This window comes from Thermodesulfobacteriota bacterium, assembly GCA_035559815.1.
Lineage (GTDB): Bacteria > Desulfobacterota_D > UBA1144 > Nemesobacterales > CSP1-2 > DATMAT01.
The window spans coordinates 56,984-75,707 of record DATMAT010000019.1 but is presented as its reverse complement, the minus strand read 5'-3'; the positions used below and the strand labels follow the sequence as shown (position 1 = coordinate 75,707).

General features: G+C 45.7%; 20 protein-coding genes, 2 tRNA genes and 1 riboswitch. Of the genes, 5 read left to right on the top strand and 17 right to left on the bottom strand.

Annotated elements, in window-relative coordinates; translation table 11 throughout:
• Positions 1-2: 2 nt before the first annotated feature.
• Genes VNN20_04305 through pilM form a run of 7 tightly spaced genes read right to left on the bottom strand, consistent with a single transcriptional unit; the run spans position 3 to position 6,321 of the window.
• Positions 3-881 (bottom strand): hypothetical protein, encoded by an 879-nt coding sequence (locus VNN20_04305; protein ID HWP91405.1) that lies wholly within the window; start codon positions 879-881, stop codon positions 3-5.
• Between the two features lie 45 nt (positions 882-926).
• Positions 927-1,499 (bottom strand): hypothetical protein, encoded by a 573-nt coding sequence (locus tag VNN20_04300; protein HWP91404.1) that lies wholly within the window; start codon positions 1,497-1,499, stop codon positions 927-929.
• A gap of 22 nt (positions 1,500-1,521) precedes the next feature.
• Positions 1,522-3,444 carry a type IV pilus secretin PilQ gene (gene pilQ / locus VNN20_04295; GenBank protein HWP91403.1) on the bottom strand — a complete coding sequence of 641 codons (1,923 nt, stop codon included), beginning with the start codon at positions 3,442-3,444 and terminating at the stop codon, positions 1,522-1,524.
• A gap of 50 nt (positions 3,445-3,494) precedes the next feature.
• On the bottom strand, positions 3,495-3,926 hold the full coding sequence (locus VNN20_04290; protein HWP91402.1) for a pilus assembly protein PilP: 432 nt from the start codon (positions 3,924-3,926) through the stop codon (positions 3,495-3,497).
• Between the two features lie 56 nt (positions 3,927-3,982).
• On the bottom strand, positions 3,983-4,645 hold the full coding sequence (pilO, locus tag VNN20_04285; protein ID HWP91401.1) for a type 4a pilus biogenesis protein PilO: 663 nt from the start codon (positions 4,643-4,645) through the stop codon (positions 3,983-3,985).
• A 24-nt stretch (positions 4,646-4,669) separates the two neighbouring features.
• Entirely contained in the window at positions 4,670-5,272 is a 603-nt protein-coding gene (locus VNN20_04280) for a PilN domain-containing protein (GenBank protein HWP91400.1), read from the bottom strand.
• Complete coding sequence (pilM, locus tag VNN20_04275; GenBank protein ID HWP91399.1) at positions 5,269-6,321, bottom strand: type IV pilus assembly protein PilM; 1,053 nt, start codon at positions 6,319-6,321, stop codon at positions 5,269-5,271. The genes VNN20_04280 and pilM overlap by 4 nt, the downstream gene beginning before the upstream one ends.
• 257 nt (positions 6,322-6,578) lie before the next feature.
• Positions 6,579-6,667, bottom strand: a riboswitch (cyclic di-GMP riboswitch).
• A 361-nt stretch (positions 6,668-7,028) separates the two neighbouring features.
• Here pilM and VNN20_04270 point away from each other — a divergent pair.
• A complete protein-coding gene (locus VNN20_04270) occupies positions 7,029-7,895 on the top strand; it encodes a tetratricopeptide repeat protein (protein HWP91398.1) in 867 nt (288 codons plus the stop codon).
• 68 nt (positions 7,896-7,963) lie between these two features.
• Here the strand turns inward: VNN20_04270 and VNN20_04265 are convergent, their stop codons facing one another.
• On the bottom strand, positions 7,964-9,031 hold the full coding sequence (locus tag VNN20_04265) for an AI-2E family transporter (GenBank protein ID HWP91397.1): 1,068 nt from the start codon (positions 9,029-9,031) through the stop codon (positions 7,964-7,966).
• Positions 9,032-9,300: 269 nt separating this feature from the next.
• Between VNN20_04265 and VNN20_04260 the strand changes: the two genes are divergently transcribed.
• Positions 9,301-9,651, top strand: a complete 351-nt coding sequence (locus tag VNN20_04260; protein HWP91396.1) for a PilZ domain-containing protein — start codon at positions 9,301-9,303, stop codon at positions 9,649-9,651.
• Between the two features lie 153 nt (positions 9,652-9,804).
• Positions 9,805-10,818 (top strand): GTPase ObgE, encoded by a 1,014-nt coding sequence (gene obgE, locus VNN20_04255; protein HWP91395.1) that lies wholly within the window; start codon positions 9,805-9,807, stop codon positions 10,816-10,818.
• A gap of 145 nt (positions 10,819-10,963) precedes the next feature.
• Here the strand turns inward: obgE and VNN20_04250 are convergent, their stop codons facing one another.
• Positions 10,964-11,281, bottom strand: coding sequence for a DUF5683 domain-containing protein (locus VNN20_04250; GenBank protein ID HWP91394.1), 318 nt, complete (start codon positions 11,279-11,281; stop codon positions 10,964-10,966).
• A 631-nt stretch (positions 11,282-11,912) separates the two neighbouring features.
• Here VNN20_04250 and VNN20_04245 point away from each other — a divergent pair.
• Positions 11,913-12,314 (top strand): NUDIX hydrolase, encoded by a 402-nt coding sequence (locus VNN20_04245; protein HWP91393.1) that lies wholly within the window; start codon positions 11,913-11,915, stop codon positions 12,312-12,314.
• A gap of 37 nt (positions 12,315-12,351) precedes the next feature.
• On the opposite strand, the gene trpC is transcribed toward VNN20_04245, so the two are convergent.
• The 5 genes from trpC to VNN20_04220 are packed head-to-tail and all read right to left on the bottom strand — an operon-like array spanning position 12,352 to position 16,340.
• Positions 12,352-13,134: an indole-3-glycerol phosphate synthase TrpC gene (gene trpC / locus VNN20_04240; GenBank protein HWP91392.1), complete on the bottom strand. Its 783-nt coding sequence runs from the start codon at positions 13,132-13,134 to the stop codon at positions 12,352-12,354.
• 26 nt (positions 13,135-13,160) lie between these two features.
• The gene (trpD, locus tag VNN20_04235; protein HWP91391.1) at positions 13,161-14,186 is read right to left on the bottom strand and encodes an anthranilate phosphoribosyltransferase; all 1,026 of its coding nucleotides are present in this window, start codon (positions 14,184-14,186) and stop codon (positions 13,161-13,163) included.
• On the bottom strand, positions 14,164-14,628 hold the full coding sequence (gene nusB, locus VNN20_04230; protein ID HWP91390.1) for a transcription antitermination factor NusB: 465 nt from the start codon (positions 14,626-14,628) through the stop codon (positions 14,164-14,166). The genes trpD and nusB overlap by 23 nt, the downstream gene beginning before the upstream one ends.
• 12 nt (positions 14,629-14,640) lie before the next feature.
• Positions 14,641-15,117 (bottom strand): 6,7-dimethyl-8-ribityllumazine synthase, encoded by a 477-nt coding sequence (gene ribE, locus VNN20_04225; GenBank protein HWP91389.1) that lies wholly within the window; start codon positions 15,115-15,117, stop codon positions 14,641-14,643.
• A gap of 14 nt (positions 15,118-15,131) precedes the next feature.
• Positions 15,132-16,340 (bottom strand): bifunctional 3,4-dihydroxy-2-butanone-4-phosphate synthase/GTP cyclohydrolase II, encoded by a 1,209-nt coding sequence (locus tag VNN20_04220; protein ID HWP91388.1) that lies wholly within the window; start codon positions 16,338-16,340, stop codon positions 15,132-15,134.
• A gap of 218 nt (positions 16,341-16,558) precedes the next feature.
• On the opposite strand from VNN20_04220, the gene VNN20_04215 reads away from it, so the two are divergent.
• Positions 16,559-16,726, top strand: coding sequence for a hypothetical protein (locus VNN20_04215; protein HWP91387.1), 168 nt, complete (start codon positions 16,559-16,561; stop codon positions 16,724-16,726).
• Between the two features lie 127 nt (positions 16,727-16,853).
• Here VNN20_04215 and VNN20_04210 read toward each other — a convergent pair.
• The 3 genes from VNN20_04210 to VNN20_04200 form a co-directional block, all read right to left on the bottom strand.
• Positions 16,854-16,941: transfer RNA gene (locus VNN20_04210), tRNA-Leu, on the bottom strand.
• 276 nt (positions 16,942-17,217) lie between these two features.
• Positions 17,218-17,289 (bottom strand) — tRNA-Cys (locus tag VNN20_04205).
• Between the two features lie 315 nt (positions 17,290-17,604).
• Entirely contained in the window at positions 17,605-18,393 is a 789-nt protein-coding gene (locus tag VNN20_04200; GenBank protein ID HWP91386.1) for a PhzF family phenazine biosynthesis protein, read from the bottom strand.
• Positions 18,394-18,724: the final 331 nt, after the last annotated feature.

Below are 18,724 nucleotides of genomic sequence, written 5' to 3'. Positions count from 1 at the left end.
ACCTAGCCACCATCTGTGGGTGCAGTTTGCGTAATGACGATAATTTCCTGGACTGTACGGTCCGCTTCCGGAACGTTGGGACAGCTCGGGTCAAAATCAAATGGGTTTGGAAGAATAGCAGTCGCGGTGATGGACTGGGTTCCTGTTTCACAATTAGGAACCGTATATTGAGTTACAACTGAACCTCCGGTCACAAAAGCTGGATTAGGAGCGATTGTTCCCAACCCAGAATCAAGGAGTGTAAAATTCACTTCTGTTCCTTCGGGAAGTCCTACGGCTGCAAACTCCAAGGACAAAAATACGCCAGATTCGCACATGGTCATTTCATCTATGGGTACTTCTATTGTCGTATCCTCCGGGGGTATTAAGCCTACGGGCGTTAGTAGAACAGTATCAAAATTAGAACCTGGATTTTCGCCCGGTGGCGTTACGGTTGCCCCTATATTTACAGTAGCAATAGGCGGGTCCTCAGAGCTTAGCTCGGCTCCGGAGGCAATATTTATTCCGGCTAGGTAATTGGCAAAAGCCTCGCTGCCTGTTATAAATCCATCCGCATCGGTAATGCAGCCTCTGAGGTTGCTAGGTAAGCTGTTGGGGCTATTGAGTTCAAATAAAACGGTAGAACCGTCCGGTACAGTATCCGGATTAACCAGAACCTGAATCTCACTATCGCCCGACCCATTCCCGGATTGAATATCCGGATTAACCGCTACAACTACTATTCTGTTGCCGAATGGGTCATCAGAAGAATTGCCATCAACGCCGTCTATACAGGAAACCCCGGCAAAAAATACGCTGACGACTAATATGGTTAGCGCAAAAAGGGATATAAAACGCCTTTTTAAATAATTACACGAGATTTTTATTTTCGCGTCTTTCAAAGGTGATTCCTCCCTCAATTAAAAATTATTTACAATAACCCTTTCTCATTCCGTACCGGCATTGACACTAAACTCAAAGCTGTCAACATCCGTCTCTATTAAGGCTTGATAAGTAGCGGGGTCTATTATAAGGTTCCCATTTGGATTACTTATCAGTATTACCATGTCGGCTCTTCCATTGTTGTTGGTTAGTTTTACACAAGGAGAGTCACAAAAAGCCCCTAAAGCAAACCACTGAGAGATTGGCACGTTTAAACAGTTCGTTCCACCGCAGGCATCCGGGTCAACAAGCTGGAGGGCACGGGCATCGGGAACCCCGTCCCCATTTGTATCCACTATGATATCGTTTCTAGTTGCAAAGGAGAGGGTGAATTCAACAACCACATCATTGAGCGGAAATCCATCCGGATCGGTTACGAGAGTGCGTATTGGGCCAACTGGCGTGATTGCGTTCGGTGGAATACTAACATCCTCTAGAGGATTCAAAATGGTAATAGTCGAGCCGAAGGGAGCGTCCGGAGGATTGTCTCCAGCACAGCTTAGTCCGATTATCCCAACTATAAGAGTTACTACAACAATTCCCGGGAATATAGCAAAACCCAAACGGGTTTTATTCATGTTTTTCATCCTCCTTGACCTTTTATCTGATTATCCTTGGTGTTATGAAAACCAATAACTCCCTTCTCTGGTCCACGTTCTGCGTGTTTCTGAAAAGAAACCCTAAAAGCGGGATCCTGGAAAACCAAGGGATTCCACTCAGGTTCTCTGTTGTCGTCCTGGTGAAAATACCGCCGATTACTATTGTCTCACCGTCGAGCGACAAGACCTGGGTTTCTGCCTCGTTTCTTCTTATAGCCGGTTGACCATCCGCACCGGTGATGGAAGGATCGGGGGCATTATCCGTCACCCTGATGTCCATCAGCACCCGGCCGTCGTTAGTTACCTGAGGAGTAACCTCAAGCCTTAAGGTAGCATCTACAAACTGGGTTTGCGTACCCGCCGCAGAGACGCTCAGGAATGGTATGGACACGCCCTGCTCGATTCGCGCCGGCTGGTTGTCCAGGGTTAAGACCTTAGGAGATGAAAGCACCCTTCCGTCGCCCCTGTTCTCCAGTGCGGAAAGCCTTATGTCCAGGTCATAAGCCCCGGTAATGCTTCCTAGCACTATTCCCAGCGCCCCGCCCGACCCGGTGCCGACCGCGGCCGGAAGGTCTATAACGAAATTATCCCCTACCTGTCCGAAGGGGCCAGGATTTCCCGGGGTAACTCCGCCTAATCCGATGCTCGAAGGGAAAAATGCCCCGGTGGGGTTCCCGGTTGCCGCAGATGCCCTGTAATTAAACCCCCATTGAACACCCAGCTCCCGGGTGAAATCAAGTGTCGCCTGGACAATACGTGATTCTATCAAGACCTGGGGAGTCCTGGTGTCGAGGCTCTTTACCAGCTCTTCAATCTGTGCAACCCGGGGCCCGGTATCGGTAACTAGCAGGCTGTTTGTGCGCGTATCTACCTTAATATCACCCCTATCACTAAGTAGCGGCTCGGCCAGGGGGATCAGTTCTTCGGCGGTGGCGTAGTTAACGAAAACCTGTCTGGTGGTCAGCGGCTCTAACTGTTCTTTTGATTTAGCCGCCGCTTGTATTGCAGTCTGCCTCTGCTGAAGCGCCTTGAGAGGGGCAACCTTTACCACATTACCCTCCACGAATGCGCCGAGGCCGGCGTCCTCAAGTACCACATCGAGAGCCTGATCCCAGGGCACATTCGAAAGCTTGAGCGTTACAGTGCCCTTCACGTCGCTTGAAACAATGATATTGAAGCCGCTGATATCGGCGAGAATTCGGAGCACGTCTCTTATATCGGCGTCTTTAAAATCAAAGGATACAAGCTGGCCGCGGTAAACCTTTTTTGTGCCCGGTACGGTAGCGCTTCGAAAATCAAAAGCCCATAGCGGTCCCTTATCCTCCACCTGAATTTCCTCTTTTTTAGCCTCGGCAAGCTTCTCCTCTTCCGTCTGCCCGAGTTTTATATTTATGGAATTGCCTATCTGTTGAAGGAGTACCGGCGCATCCTCCTTCAACTCGACGGATATTATCACATCGCTCTCCTTCACCGGGTCCCGGAAGGAAGACACAAAACCCACCGGACTGTCAAAATCCTTCACGTCTCTCGAAACCTGAAGCTCATCCGATAGATATACGTCCACGAGCTTTACGCTGTATCTCCTTTCCTCCTTGGGAAGTTCTTCATATTGTACGGGAAGAGAAGTTTTCACACTTACCACTCCGGCTCCGTCTAGAGTGTTAAAGTCTATACTTTCGACCTTGTTTAAACCACTCGCACCGAACTGAGGTACACCGGAGGGCTGTTGAGGCGCAGCAGGCTCGGCTGCCTGCGCCACATAGGATGGTCTTCCTGACCCTTTATAGTCGCTTTGCTCTAGGAGTGTCGACGATTTAGCCTCCTCGACTCCCGGAAGGAGAGGTTCGCTTGTTGCGGAAATGGTTAATAGAGGGGCTGCCAGTAATAATGCAACCGAAAATATGGCTATTAACAGAAATCTCATTCCACCATCCTCCTTTATAATCTTTGCTCCTTCTAGTTTTTCATACCCTGCTATTCTCTAAATGCCAGGACAGATTTCTTAACCTCAATTTTTTTCTGGCCAAACACATCTTCCAACTGTCTCTTTTCCTCCACCAGAATGCCGCTTTCCCTGACTTCTATAATCCGCCCTTGGCTGTTTCCTATCTCATCTCCAATTCCTAATACGTAGGTATTCTTCTCAGGGTCTACGATCATGGCCTTTGGTTGTTGTCCAGCCCACAAAATGCCTACCAGCCTGAACTCCTCAAGAGGATATCTCTTTATCGGCGGCACCAGTTGGCTTACCTGTGGCTTAACTTCTCTCTCTTCCTCGAGCTTTATGAAAGGTCTGAAAGGATCCCGTTTCCCCTGGGGTGTGTAGAGCGGTTTTTCTTCGGGCGAAGTAGGGGTACTAGCGTTCGCTTCACCGGAGTCTTGAGCAGCAACATGAGGAATGGACAAGTTAACTATTAGTAAGAAGATTATAAGAGCCTTTATAGCCTCATCCTCCTTATTATTTATTCCTCTTCTTGTTTAGGCTTTGTCGTCCTTCTTCCCTTTTTTCCCTTAGCATCGGTTTCCGGCTGTGCAGCGCTAGGTGGAAGCAACCGGAAGGTGACAGTGGTAAAGTTGGCACTTAACTCAGTACCGTCACCGCCTCCTCTTTTTTTATCTTCCCGGCTCAGGTTGAGGTCCCTAACATTCACTATCCGGGGCAGCCTAGCGATCCGGTCGAAAAAATTAGCTAGCTCAAAATAGCTCCCATAAACCTCCATCTCTATAGGAATTTCGGCGTATATATCCTTTTTTACTTCTCCCTTGGGGGCAAAAGTATTCGACTCTAAACCAGAACCGGAAACGGCGGCGTATACGCTGTCTATAAGACTGGGAATCTCTTTCTCCTCCGGAAGCTTACGAGCAGATTCCTGGAACTCTTTATTCAACCTCTCAAATTCCTTTTCAAACTTGGGAAGCTCCCTGGCCACCTGCTCATATTCATTTAACTTTTTTTCTTCTCTTTGCAGCTCTGCTCTGGCCCTATCTAGCTCTTCCGCCTTTGGAGACCAGAAGAAATACCAAAAGAAAAGGCAGATAAATACGATAATTCCTACAAGGATTCCCAGTCTAGCCCTCGGCGATTTTTGGTTCAGGTACTCTACTATGCTCTCGATTCTATCCATGCTGTTGCCAAGCCTTAGGACAAATTACTTTCTCTTTTCTTTGCTCAGCCCGTTTGCTTCCGGGTTTTGCTCTTCCTTTACAACCTTTCCCGAATAATTCAACTTTGATTCGATGACAAAATTCTTCAAGGCAAGGTTTTGTATGTCCTTTGCTTTGATCACCTTCAGTTCGACGTTTTGATAGTAAGGAGAGGATTGCAATCTCTTCATAAAATCGGCAACCGTGCGTTCATCCCAAGCTATGCCGTCCATTTGTGCCACACTGCCTTTCTCCGAAAACTTGTCGATCCATGCCCGGTCCGGAATAGCCTGAGAAAGCGAATCCATTACATACAACGGCCCGGTCCTATTTTCCTCAAGTATGGCTATTGCCTTGATTCTACCCTCCAGTTCCTGATTCTTTGCCTTGAATTCTTCGACTTTTTTCTTGACATCTTCTAGCTTCTGAATCTTCCTCTTGGTATCAGCAATTCTGTCGTTAACATTAGTAATCCTCTTATTCTGTATCAAATTTAAAGCTATCAGCAGCATTACCACCGCCAGGAGAACTAATACCCCGACTACAAATTCGCCTAGCCCCTTTATCTCTCGTTTCTCTTCTACAGGAAGAAGGTTAATTTTTATCATTGCTTATCCCCCATTCTCCGGAGAGCGAGTCCTATAGTAACACCCATTTTAGGAGCGATGTCCTGTATATACTCAGGGTCAAAATCGGAAGAACTATAAGTAATGTTCTTGAACGGGTTGATCATCTCTACTGCGGAGTTGGTCATCTCTTCCAGTATTTCCCTTACACGCGGGATCTTGGAGGTGCCCCCTCCAAGCATGATTTTATCTACCTTCTCTCTCCACAAAGTTGTAGAGAAGAAATCCAGGGTCCTCTTAATTTCCCCACACATCAAGTCGGTAAAATCCTGGGATATCCTATCCAGTTCGGGTGAAGTTTCACTGCGACCGATAGAATTTTTCATTTTTTCGGCTTCATCATATCCAACGTCAAACTCCTTTTGTATTAGTTCGGTAAACTGATTTCCACCCGTGGTTATGTCGCGGGTAAAAACAGAAACGCCGTTCCGCAAGATATTTATGTTTGTCACCGAAGCCCCGATGTTAACCAACGCCGTAATTCCGGCAGACGACTCTGGGTAATTGGCTTCGTACATATTTTCCAGGGCGAATACATCCACATCCACCACTACCGGAGTTAGCCCTGCATCGTTTACGACGCCGATATAGTCATTAGTTATGTCTTTCTTGGCGGCAACTATTAACACATCCATATTGCCTTCGGCCGTTTGTCCCGGCAGAATCTGGAAGTCATAATTAACGTCTTCGATGCTCTGGGGTATATACTGCTCCAACTCCCAGGGGATAGCCTCGCGTAGCTCCTTCTCAGTCATCTTGGGAAGGCTTACCTTTTTTATGATTACGGAATGGCCGGAGATAGATATTACTACGTTTTTGGTTTTTACTCTCAGGTCTTCTACTAGGGTATAAAGTACATCCGAAACAGCTTCCCGATTGGTAATTACCTTGTTTACTATGGCTTCCGGAGGGAGAAGGGCTTCACCAATATTCTTTAATTGATAACCCTTTTTGGTCTCTTTGAGCTCAGCGAGCTTAATAGTGCTCGAGCCAATATCCAGGCCAATAGCTTCTTTTTTCCCGAAAAGCAAGCCATCCTCCTTAGTTATAAGCCTAATTTAACCACCGTTTTTAATTTTTTGCAATACTTAATTTAGAAAATTGAACAAATTCTCTCAAGTCGCTTTTAAAAATCCAGTCTAACTTCGTTATAAAAACCCATGAAAGACTTGACAAGATTAGATGAATTTGAGATTGTACTTTATTAAGTACTGTACAATTAACTGAAATATCTAGAATTCTATGGAAAGGTTTTTTCTGGTTTTCTGGTATTTTCTTCATATCTAACTTCGGTAACCCCGCTATCCTAAGTTCTTAAGAACTCTCAGATCGTAGGCTTTGCGTCCTGTATGTTTTACCAGTATGCCCTTGTCGGTTAGATATCTTAGTTAAGTCAAAAATACTACTTTAACAATTCCTTGTCAAGTGTACCGCTTTGATTAGGGAGAATGGCTAAATTTAGCCTTGCTCACCATAACTAAACTGAATCTTATTCGCATAGTCACACCCTTCAGTCGATTCATTATAAAACTATCGCTAAGATGACAGAAAGGCTTGATGAAGCATAAAGCTTTTTGCAATACGATCTCACCCGAGTTTGCACTGAGACCAAGTTACCTTTTCGTCATCTAAACGATAAGAACCTAAAACCAGCTTAAGCTTATGGCTATTTGATTTGTTGACATTTGCCTACACAATAAATATGATTTAAGCCAAATTGCCAGAGGACGGAGCAATAATGGGAAGACTAGAGAGAATTCTTAATAAGGCAGACAACTTCAAAGAAACGGGAAGGTTTTACGAAGCACTCGGGGAGTTGACCAAGGCTTTAAAGATCGCTCCACACGACCCGGATGTTTATTTATCATTCGCCCTTACTTACGACGCCATGGGGAAGCTGGAAACATCCATCTTTTATTTCGGCAAGGCTCTCGAACTCGACCCAGGGGACCCTTATATCTGGACTCAATGTGGTATAACCTTTGCTAGATTGGGACAGCACAAAGATGCTTTCGATGCTTTTGAAAGAGCACTGACAATCGAGCCCAATTACGCCATGGCAAAATGGAACCTAGCCCTTACCTACCGAGCTATAGGATGCTACGAGGACGCAATATCCGAATTCATAAGTTGTACTCTGTTGGATTCGGACCAGGATTATATAAAAGAGGAAATACATTATCAACTGGGACTGTGCTATTTCGACATGGGATGGACAAGTGAAGCACTCAAAGAGCTAAAGAAGCACGTTGATCTTTTCCCCGGTGACATGTGGGCCCAACTCTCCATCGGAAATTGTTATCTAGATTTGGGGTGGATTGATGAGTCTATGAGCAAATACAAAGAGATCATAACCTTATGCCCGGACTTCGTTGCCGCCTATAACTCCCTAGCCTTCTCCATGGTTGAAAAAGGTTGGTACGACGAAGCACTGGAGGTACTAAGGATAGCTCAAGAAGTAGCTCCGGAAGACGAATCAATAAAGGAAAACATCGACTACATACAGTCTTTAAAAGGCGACGAAGATGGATTCAAGGGCTTGGCATTATTGAGCGTCATACTTCGTGCGCTGAGCAAAAAGCAAACCTCAAAAAAACCTATTTGACCTTGGATTAGAGAGGTAGGTTCAAAGGATGATAATAGCCGGTTCCCTACGCGACTGGACGAGCCGGGTCACTCTAACTTTTGTTCCCGGTACTCTGCTTTATAAATTTCTAGGAAGCTCATAAAGATAACCAGAAGAACCGGCCCAAGGATTATGCCGGTAAATCCGAAAGCCTTGATACTGCCCAGAATGCTCAGGAAAAGAAAAAGGGTCGATAGCTTCAGCCTACCCCCTATGATCCATGGTTTTAGAATATTATCTATAGAGCTTACTACAGCGGCTCCAAGGACAAGAAGAATTATCCCCTTAATAACTTCCCCGGCGAAAAGGAGATACAGTCCAACCGGTAGCCAGACCAATACCGAACCTCCAATGGGCAGGATGGAAAATGCGAATGTGAGAACCCCGGCAAGTACCGCGTATGGGATGCCAAGAAACCAGAAAATGAGGCCGGTTATTATACCCTGTACGGCGGCGGTGGCCAGCACTCCCAGAATTACGGCATTCAGTATATCGTAGAAGCGGTCGAATATTCTCTCCTTTTGCTCATCAGTCATAGGTATTAGATATTTTATCTCTTCGTAAAGCCTTCTTCCGTCACGAAAGAAAAAGAACAGGGCAAAAACCATTATTATAAAGCTTATGATCAAGCTGGTAAGGTTCTTAGCCCCCTCTTGAACCTGGTCAAAAACATATTTACTAACTGTTCCCGCAGCCTTTAATACAACCTGTTCGATGCCCAAGTCTCCCACATCAAACCTTTTTTCTACTTCTTCAACTATGGTTACGGGAATAAGCTCCTTTAATCTCTCCGCTACAGCCCCAAGCTTGATCAACTCAATCTTATCCTTAAATCCCTGGTAAATATCAAAGACCTCGACTGCCAGGGTCGCAAAAACGATACCCAGCGGGATTATGATTACCAAGGTAGCTCCGGTGGTCATGATGATGGAAGAAATCGTCGGCCTATTCTTCAGTAGCCTATTCAGGCGTTCGTGAAGAGGATAAAGCATCAGGGTCAGTATCCCCGCCCAGAAAAGTGAGAAAGCAAATGGGCTAAGAATCTCGTAGAAAAGATAGATTAAAAAAAGGAATATCCCGAAGAAAAACCAGGAGAAAATCTGTTTTCTAGTCATATAAGTATGCTCCTTCGGCAAATATGAGGTAAATCAAATGGTTTTCAAAACTATTCGTTTCCAAGTCAAGTAATACACACTATCAAACGGTTACTTACAGTGCTAATAACGAAGAGGATACAAACTAAAGTTATAGAAATTCCCACTATTCCTTTAATTTTTATCCAAAAATCATACCGAAGTCTAATTTATATCCGCTTAAATCTACTTTATAAATAACCTATAATAGAATGTGCAAGGCTCATTAAGAATAAAAAGAGATAAGTCTAATGGCAAATCGCAGGCTTTCGATCAGAGTTCCCTTTAGGAAGAGAGTTAGGTATGGCTTGTCAAATCCCAATTCCTCGGGCTATGCCTTAAACATCTCCAAGAATGGGATGGCCATCGAATCCCACAGGGCATTTCCGGTCAAGTCTAGAATCATGATTCACATACATATTGGCGGCAATACAATCGACGACGGCAGGATGGAAGAGGTTGTGTTGATAGAAGGCATTATATCCTGGGTATCTCATACCTTGCCCGGCATACCTACCAAAATGGGAATCAAATTTGTATCAAAATTTGATGAGATAAACCGCATCTATCAGGAAAAGGCCGGTCAATACCAGCTAAAATAACAGGACCGAGTATTCACCCGGAATGCATCGTGTTCGCTTTACTAAACCTTGTATACGGCCAGTCGAAATTTCAGCCTGGACTTTAAGTATGCTAAGATTAAACCCAGTCACAGGCACCGTTTGAACCTCGTGTTTGTGTCCCATCAAAGCATCATGGTTAAGTTTATCGACGAAGCAAAAATATACGTAAAGTCCGGGCGCGGGGGAAAAGGATGCGTCAGCTTCAGAAGAGAAAAATTCGTCCCTCGGGGCGGCCCTAACGGTGGAGATGGCGGAGACGGCGGGGACGTAATTATTATTGCCAAGCAAAACATGACCTCCCTTTTGGACCATCGCTATAAACAGCACTACCGAGCCAAAAACGGAGAACATGGAAGGGGAAAAGACCAGCACGGTAAGAGCGCCCCTCCTCTTTTTGTCCCGGTTCCGGTGGGAACCGTTGTCAAAGAATTTTACACCGGTGAAATTTTAGGTGACCTCACCAGTGATGGTCAGACGCTACTAGTGGCAAAAGGCGGACGTGGCGGAAGAGGGAACGCAAGATTCGCCACCTCAACTAACCAAGCTCCCAAATATGCAGAACCGGGAGAAGAGGGAGAAGAAAAAACATTAGTTCTCGAACTCAAACTGCTGGCTGACGCCGGCATTATTGGCTTCCCCAATGCGGGCAAATCCACCCTCATTTCCCGGATTTCGGCGGCACGCCCTAAAATCGCCGATTATCCTTTCACCACGCTGGTGCCAAACCTTGGAGTGGTGAGCTATAACCAGGACAAATCGTTCGTAGTGGCAGATATTCCCGGACTGATAAAAGGTGCACATGAAGGAGCCGGTCTGGGTATAAAATTCCTGAGACACATAGAGCGTAGCAGGATTCTTATTCATGTCCTTGATTTGTCTCCCCTGAATGACCGAGACCCAATAGAAGACTTTCGGGTGATGAATGAAGAACTGGAAGCATATAGTCCTGAGCTTAGGAATAAACCTCAGGTCATTGCACCCAATAAAATCGACATCACCGAGGCTAGAGAAAAGCTAAACAGAGTAAAAAGTTATTTCAACAATTTAGGAATAGAGGTATTTCCTATCTCTTCAGTAACCGGAGAAGGAGTGAACGAGCTTATCCGGGAAGTGGGAAGGAGATTGGACAGGCTTAAACTGGAGTGAGATTAAGAATAGAATTGCTTACGGTCATCAGTTCCATTCATTTTTAATATGACTCTAAGATTCGGATGCTAATTTTCATACCACCTGCCAAACTTAGAGATTGTCAAAAACCTACTGCTGTCATCAGAACATATTCTTACTATCACTAGTTCAGTATCCCTCCGTTCTCGTTAATCCTATCTGCTGTTTTTTTGGCATCAATAATGGCGTAAAGCCATAGTATGAGGCCGGCTATGGTGTAGCCGGTCACTATGATAAGCGTGGGGTTATCCGGCATCCTACCCTCGGCCTCGAAAATTCTCTGAAGAGGCTCGAACATGAGAAAATTAACTATTGTGTTAAGCGCCATCAGGATTATCCCTTTAGCCAGTTGATTGTTATAAACCTGTCCCAGTCCCGGGAATATGGCAGAGAGTATAAGTGCAAGGGTAGGGTTTTTTCTTCTCTTTTTCTGCTCCTGCATTTCCTTTTGCCTCTTTAATTGCCAAGATTTTGTACAAATTTCTTCATAGTCTAATCACAATGAAAAAATAATCAACGAATCAAGTGCCTTGACGAAAGCATCAAGCAGCAGAAGAGTGTCATTGGACAGGGCTTTCAGGATTCTAAATCAAAGGCAGTCCGGTAGACCCTTTGTTCAACTCTGGACTGTTTGCCGGTAAGCCGAACGACGGCTCTCTAAATGTAAGGAACGCTTAAATAATGCGTTCCTTCAAACTTGTCCAAAATAAGAGATCGCTTCACCGCACAAAGAAAGGATAGAATTTTTTGAGGTGTTAGCCCTTCACGATCGGGTCTTTTATTCCCGATTAGCAGCTGATGCGTGCATCCGCTCATCCAGAGCCCGGTCGAAGGATGCCAAAGTACTTATTCGGAACCTATCCAGCTAGTCGAAAGTATAAATTCTACGACCGAAGCAATCCTATTTCTAAAGACTAATGTCATCAGGACATACAGGGCTTGGTTGAACGGACTCGTTTGCTACCCGGTTAATTTGGTGTATCAAAGCAATCACCGAGAGTTTTGGCTAGACTCGTGTATTGAATTCAAGTTAGAATAAATTTCAAATCTATATATAGAAGGTTCCTCTTAAGATGAAAAAAATTACGTTGACTGCAGACCCGGTCATAATTACCGATGACAAAAAAATAATTTTGGTAAAGAGGGTTTTCGACCCCTACCAGGACCAATGGGCATTGCCAGGCGGAATAGTAGAATACGGCGAAACGGTCGAGGAAGCAGCAATTAGAGAAGCAAAAGAGGAAACCGGACTGGATATAAAAATAGAAAAGCTCGTCGGAGTTTACTCAGCCCCAGACAGAGACCCGCGTGGACACTTTGTTTCGGTCTGCTTTCTTTGTAAACCGGTCGGGGGAGAAATCAAAACCAGCGAAGAGACAAAGGAAGTAAAGGCATTTTCAAAGGAGGAGATAAAAGGTATCAAGCTTGCCTTTGACCATGGGAAAATCCTCCGGGATATAGGCTTTATCGAATAAGTAGGGATTCAAAATTTTGAGCCCCTACCAGCACATTCTAACTAAACTCCTTGAGCATTTTCTCGAGCTCCTTGCCCGGAGATTCAGCCTTCATGAACATTTCACCAATCAAAAAGACACAGATCCCCTCTTCTTTCAGCCTCCTTATGTCATCGCCCGAGGTTATTCCGCTCTCAGCGATAACTATCATCTCTTTCGGGATCAACCTTGAAAGCCTTACCGACACATCAAGGCTGACGTTGAATGTCCTGAGGTCACGGTTGTTTATTCCTATTATCTTGCTGGGCGAAAGAAGAGCCTTTTCCAGGTCCTCCTCATCATGCACCTCTACTATTGCACTCATATTCAAGGAATGGGTTAATTCAAGCAGATCGGTGAGCATCTCCTTATCCAGGACAGCGGCGATAAGAAGAAGGGCATCTGCACAGTAGAACCTTGATTCATAGACCTGATAAGGGTCAACCAGAAAATCCTTTCTTAGGACAGGCATTTCTACAGTTTTACTCACTTCAAGGAGATGATTTAAGTCTCCTTTGAAGAACTCCCTATCGGTAAGGACGGAAAGCGCAGATGCTCCGCCTTTGCTGTACGCTTTGGCAATTTCGATTGGGTCAAAATCTTCCCTGAGCACCCCTCTTGACGGAGAAGCACGTTTGATCTCGGCAATTATCTTCACACCCCCATTCGGTGCTATCGCTTCTAGAAAATCTCTAGGGGGATTAGTTTTTTCAACCCGGGAAGAAAGCAAACCCAAGGGAAAGTCTTTTTTTGCCCTCTCTATCTCAACTCTCTTGTTCCGAATAATTTTGTCAAGAATCATCTCAGGAAAGCGATTTAAAAGTCCTTTTAACCATCCGTCCAGTTTTTCGTGAATTTGATTAGGTCGTTAAGCTTGTTTAAGGCATTTCTTGAGTCTATGGATTCCTCGGCCCTGGCTACTGCTCCCTTCATATCGGAAGCGGCGCCCGCTACCAAAATAGCTGCTGCGGCGTTGAGCACAGAGACCTCTCTCTTTGCTTCGCGTTCCTCACCCTTGAGAATAGAAAGTACGATCTGGGCGTTTTCCTTTGCACTCCCTCCTTTCAACTCCTCAAGCTTTCTCCGTTTGAATCCCAAATCTGCCGGGTCAAACTGATAGCTTTTTACCATTCCGTCTCTCAGCTCCGCTATATGAGTCTTTCCGGTTACCGTTATCTCGTCCAAAGAATCAGACCCGTGAACGACCATAGCCCTTACAAATCCCAAATTCCTCAGAACCTTCGCCAGAGGGGTCACCAAGACCTCGGAATAAACCCCCATTACCTTATGCTTGACTCCGGCCGGGTTGGTAATCGGGCCAAGCAAATTGAAAATAGTCCTTATCCCTATATCCTTTCTCGGCTCCGATACATTTTTCATAGCTGGGTGGAAAAGCGGCGCATATAGGAAAGTAATACCCACTTCGTTTAAGCATTGTTCCGCTCCTTTGGCGGAAAGATTGATATTGACGCCTAATTCTTCGAGCACATCAGCGCTTCCTACCTGGCTGGAGACGGACCGGTTTCCATGTTTGGCCACTGACACGCCCGCCCCCGCCGCTATCAAAGAAGAAACAGTAGAGATGTTAAACGTGCCTTGCTGGTCGCCGCCCGTTCCGCATAGGTCGACAGCAGCAGTATCCCTGGGTTTTATTTTTGTCGCTTTATCCATCATTACCTTAGCCGCACCGGTTATCTCGGAGACGGATTCTCCTTTCATCCTCAATGCCACCAGAATAGCAGCAATCTGGCTAGGCGTGGCCATACCGCTCATTATCTTCTGCACTACTTCCGCCATCTCCTCTTCCTCAAGGTCTATACGCTCCACTACCTTAGCTATTGCTTCCTTTATCATATTGCAGCTCCCCTTTATCGACGGCTATGCGTATTCGGTCCAAAATTCCGTTCACAAAAGCACCGGACTCTTCCGTGCCGTATTTCTTGGCAAGCTCGACGGCTTCGTTAATGGTAACAGGAGGGGGAATATTCATCAAGTAAACCAATTCATAGATGGCCATCCGCAATATGTTCCTGTCTATTTTCGACATTCGAGAAAGCCGCCAGTGCTTGGAATAACGGTTTATGATGCTGTCGATACCCTCCATATTTTCGCATGCCCCAACAATGAGCTTACGGGCAAATTCTCTTACTTCTTTTTCTGAGGAGGGCTCCTTAGTCGTCCAGAAAAGTTCTATGGCTTCTTCCAGGATTACATCATTTGGAGAAGTTTCTTTGAGGGTGTCATACTGGTATAAAAACTGTAGTGCAATCTCTCTCGCACGTCTCCTCTTACCCATAATTCAAGGAAATTATTTATTACGAGAAAGCGCTTTCAGGAGATTAACCATTTCAATCGCGCTAAAAGCCGCTTCTCCCCCACGATTACCCGCTTTCGAGCCAGCTCTCTCGATGGCTTGCTCGAGTGTCTCCGTTGTTATCACTCCGCATGCAACCGGGACACCAAACTCAAGCCCGATTCCGGAAAGCTCTTTGGTGACCTCGGAGGATAGATAATCGAAGTGAGGGGTTTCACCCCTGATGATCGCCCCTACCGCTACTACCGCATCATATTTCTTCGACCCAGCCGCCGTCTTTACACCCAGGGGGATCTCGAATGACCCGGGCACCTTTATTATATCTATGTCCGACTGGGATGCGCCGTGTCTGACCAGGACATCCAAGGCACCTTCCACCATCCGGTCGGTGATGAAGCTGTTAAATCTACTCACCACTATGGCAAATTTGAGGCCCTTGGCATCCAGTTTTCCCTCGTAAACTTGAGGCATAAGCTCCTCCGCTATTAGTCCACCATGGAAAGAAGGTGTCCGAGTTTATCTTTTTTTACCTTTAGATAACGTGAATTTCTCTCATTAGGAGGAATCTCAATGGGAACCCGTTCCACTATCTGAAGCCCAAAGCCTTCTAAGCCCTTTACCTTCCGGGGATTGTTGGTTAGAAGCCTCATTTTTCTGACGCCAAGGTCGAGAAGCACCTGCGCTCCTATTCCATAATCACGGAGGTCCGGTTTAAATCCAAGCGCTTCGTTTGCCTCTACCGTATCAAACCCGTTATCCTGGAGCGCATAAGCCTTGATCTTGTTGACCAAGCCGATCCCCCTTCCCTCCTGGCGCATGTAAAGAATCACCCCCATTCCCTCTTTTTCGATTATGCGCATGGCTTGACGGATCTGGGGGCCACAATCACACCTTAGCGAGCCGAAAACGTCGCTGGTAAGACATTCGGAATGTACCCGAACCAAAACTCCTTCTTCAGAGTTGATCTCTCCTTTCACAAAAGCCACGTGATGCTGCGGGTCAATGTCGCTTTCATACACTATTACCTTAAAGTCCCCGTACGCAGTGGGAAGGGAAGCAGAAGCCGCTCTTCTCACAAAACTCTCTGCCCTCAGTCGATAACTGATGAGATCGGCAATCGTGGCGATTTTAATCCCGTGCCGTTCGGCGAATGCTTCCAGGTCGGCCAGCCTGGCCATGTCCCCATCGTCCTTCATTATCTCGCAAATTACCGACGCTGGCTTCAACCCGGCCAGCCTAGCCAGGTCGACCGAACCCTCGGTATGCCCCGCTCTTACCAGCACCCCGCCCCGTCTGGAGATTAATGGGAACACGTGGCCGGGACGGATAAAATCCTCCGGCCTTGCCTCTTCTGAGATGGCTAGACGTATGGTGGATGCGCGGTCGTAAGCCGAGATCCCGGTTGTAATTCCCAACCTCGCATCAATCGGGATAGTAAACGCCGTATATTGAGGAACCGGGCTGTTCTCCGGTTTTATTGGCTGAAGGCCCAACTGATCGGCCTTCTCCTGGGTAATGGCCAGGCATATAAGCCCTCTTCCATTTTTGGCCATAAAGTTTATTACTTCGGGGGTAGCAAACTCGGCTGCGATCACTAGGTCGCCCTCATTCTCTCTATCCTCGTCGTCTACAAGAATTACCATCCTTCCATTTTTTATTTCCTGAATAGCCTGTTCGATTGAGCAAGTCGCCATATCTAAGCCTTCTTTATTTCACAAAATTGTGATTGAATCTATTTGGTAGAGTTAAATAATAAGCGACGCATCAATTTTGTCAAATAAAGTTAAAAACAATAAAAATCTCCACATATAAACTAACAGGGCGTCGCTTTTGCGCGCTAAGTCCACAAAGAACTTGACTTTTTGATGTCAGTATGTAAGGTTTCAAGTAAAAATTAATTAGGAGATTTCGAATGGAACTTGAGCTCAAGAAAATCGAGATAAAGCTTAAAGATGAAGAATGGGATGAGGATGAGGAAGAGTGGGATGAGGACGAGGAATGGGACGAGGATGAAGAGTTTGATGAGGATGAAGAGTGGGACGAGGAAGAGGATGAGGATGAAGACGACCTCAATAACTGACAAGATCAGAACAATACAAATTCACATTAAAGAATCCGCTCTTTAGCCCTTTATCATTTTAAATTCATTCATAATCAAAACCATCGTTCTAAAAAGCGTAAACCCTTTAGATAAAGCTAGCTTAACATGGTGCCCGGGGCCGGACTCGAACCGGCACGGGCTTGTGACCCGAGGGATTTTAAGTCCCTTGCGTCTACCTATTCCGCCACCCGGGCATTAGGGAGGCAATTGTAGTTTTACCAAATTTGCCCTAAATTTCAAATACTGGATTGGTGAGGATTTCAGATTACAGAGTAATAATCACTGAAAAGTAAAATTCCAATCATCAAGTCACAAATTCCAGACAAACTCAAAATTCCAAACCCAAAATAAATAATATTTCAAATTTAGAATTTAAATATTATTTGTGATTTGGTGCTTGAAAATTCGTTATTGCCGGATCCTTTCCTTTCAATCAGCAATCCGCATTCTAAAATCCAAAATAAAGGGCGAGGCGGCGCCCGGATTCGAACCGGGGTATTGCGGTTTTGCAGACCGCTGCCTTACCTCTTGGCTACGCCGCCTTATGTAATTGGTAAATTTTATAAGGTTTCAGCAATGAATTCATATCGGCAATAAGGATGTTAGTTTGACCGAATTTTGCAGAGTTTGCAAGATGAGGGACGCATATATGCGTTCCCTACAAAGATTGGCCGTCCTTTTTTTACCTACCATTTCACTAAGGATAATTCTGTGTCAAAGGAAAGTCCCGATGATAAAAACAAATACCGTTCATACTTCGACCCTTCGACGATGCTCAGGACTTCAGTATGAGCGGATATAAATATCCGCTATAAGGAAGCCCTGATGAAAAACAGTTGGAGTTGCACAATCCGAACTCAAACAATTTCCCCGCGCATAACGGTGACTGCCTGGCCCCCAAGATAGACGCGATCACTGGCTAAGCGGATGCGAATAACTCCTCCCCGGGAGGATGCCTGATAAGCAATAAATTCCTCTTTGTCGAGCCTCTTCTTCCAGAATGGGCCAAGGCAACAGTGCGCCGACCCGGTAGCCGGGTCTTCGTCGATGCCGGAAGCCGGAGCAAAGAACCGAGAAACAAAATCGTAGTCCTTGGAATCAGAAAGACTGGTCACCATAACTCCCCGAACAGGAAGACTAGCGAGCAATCTGAAGTCAGGTCTTATATTTCGAACAACTTGTTCTGATTCGACTTCTATGAGGTAATCGAATCTGTTTTTGCCGACGTATTTCGGCTCTACCCCCAAAGCCTTGATGAGCTCATCCGGCGGGGTCACCCGCTCTTCCGGCTCTGATGGGAAATCCATCCCGACCCAATCGCCCTTTTTTTCAGCCGTGAGGAGACCGCTTCGGGTGAAGAAATGTGCCCGTTCGTCAGTTCTTAAATACCCCGATTCCCACAATACATGGGCGCTTGCCAACGTGGCATGGCCACACAGGTCGACCTCAACGGTAGGAGTAAACCAGCGCAAATTAAAACCGCCTGCCTGCCTGTATAAAAAAGCTGTCTCCGATAAATTCATCTCTCCGGCCACATTCCGCATCCATTCCTCGTCACGCCGCTCGGATAATATGCAGACGGCGGCGGGATTACCGCCAAAAGGCTTGTCAGTGAATGCATCTACCTGAAATATTTTTGTTCCCATATTTTCTCCCTCTTATCATAAAAAGGTTGCATCAGCGTGCCAAAGAATATAAAGGTAAGAATCAAACCTTGCTTTTAAATACGCACCTTGGTTTATATCACCCTTAGTCTAATTTTGACAAGATATTTATGTGAGAGCATAACGCAACAGAAATCAAATTCCAGCTCTCGACATCTCAGCGCTCCAATTCGACACCTATTCTGTAGAGACACAAAATTTTGTGTCTCTACGATATTTCCCTTCTAGCCTCTATCTAGAGTACTCGGTCAACTTGACCGCCCCTACCCATGTGCTAAACTCAAAAACAGGTTAGTGCGGTTCAGCGTTTTCG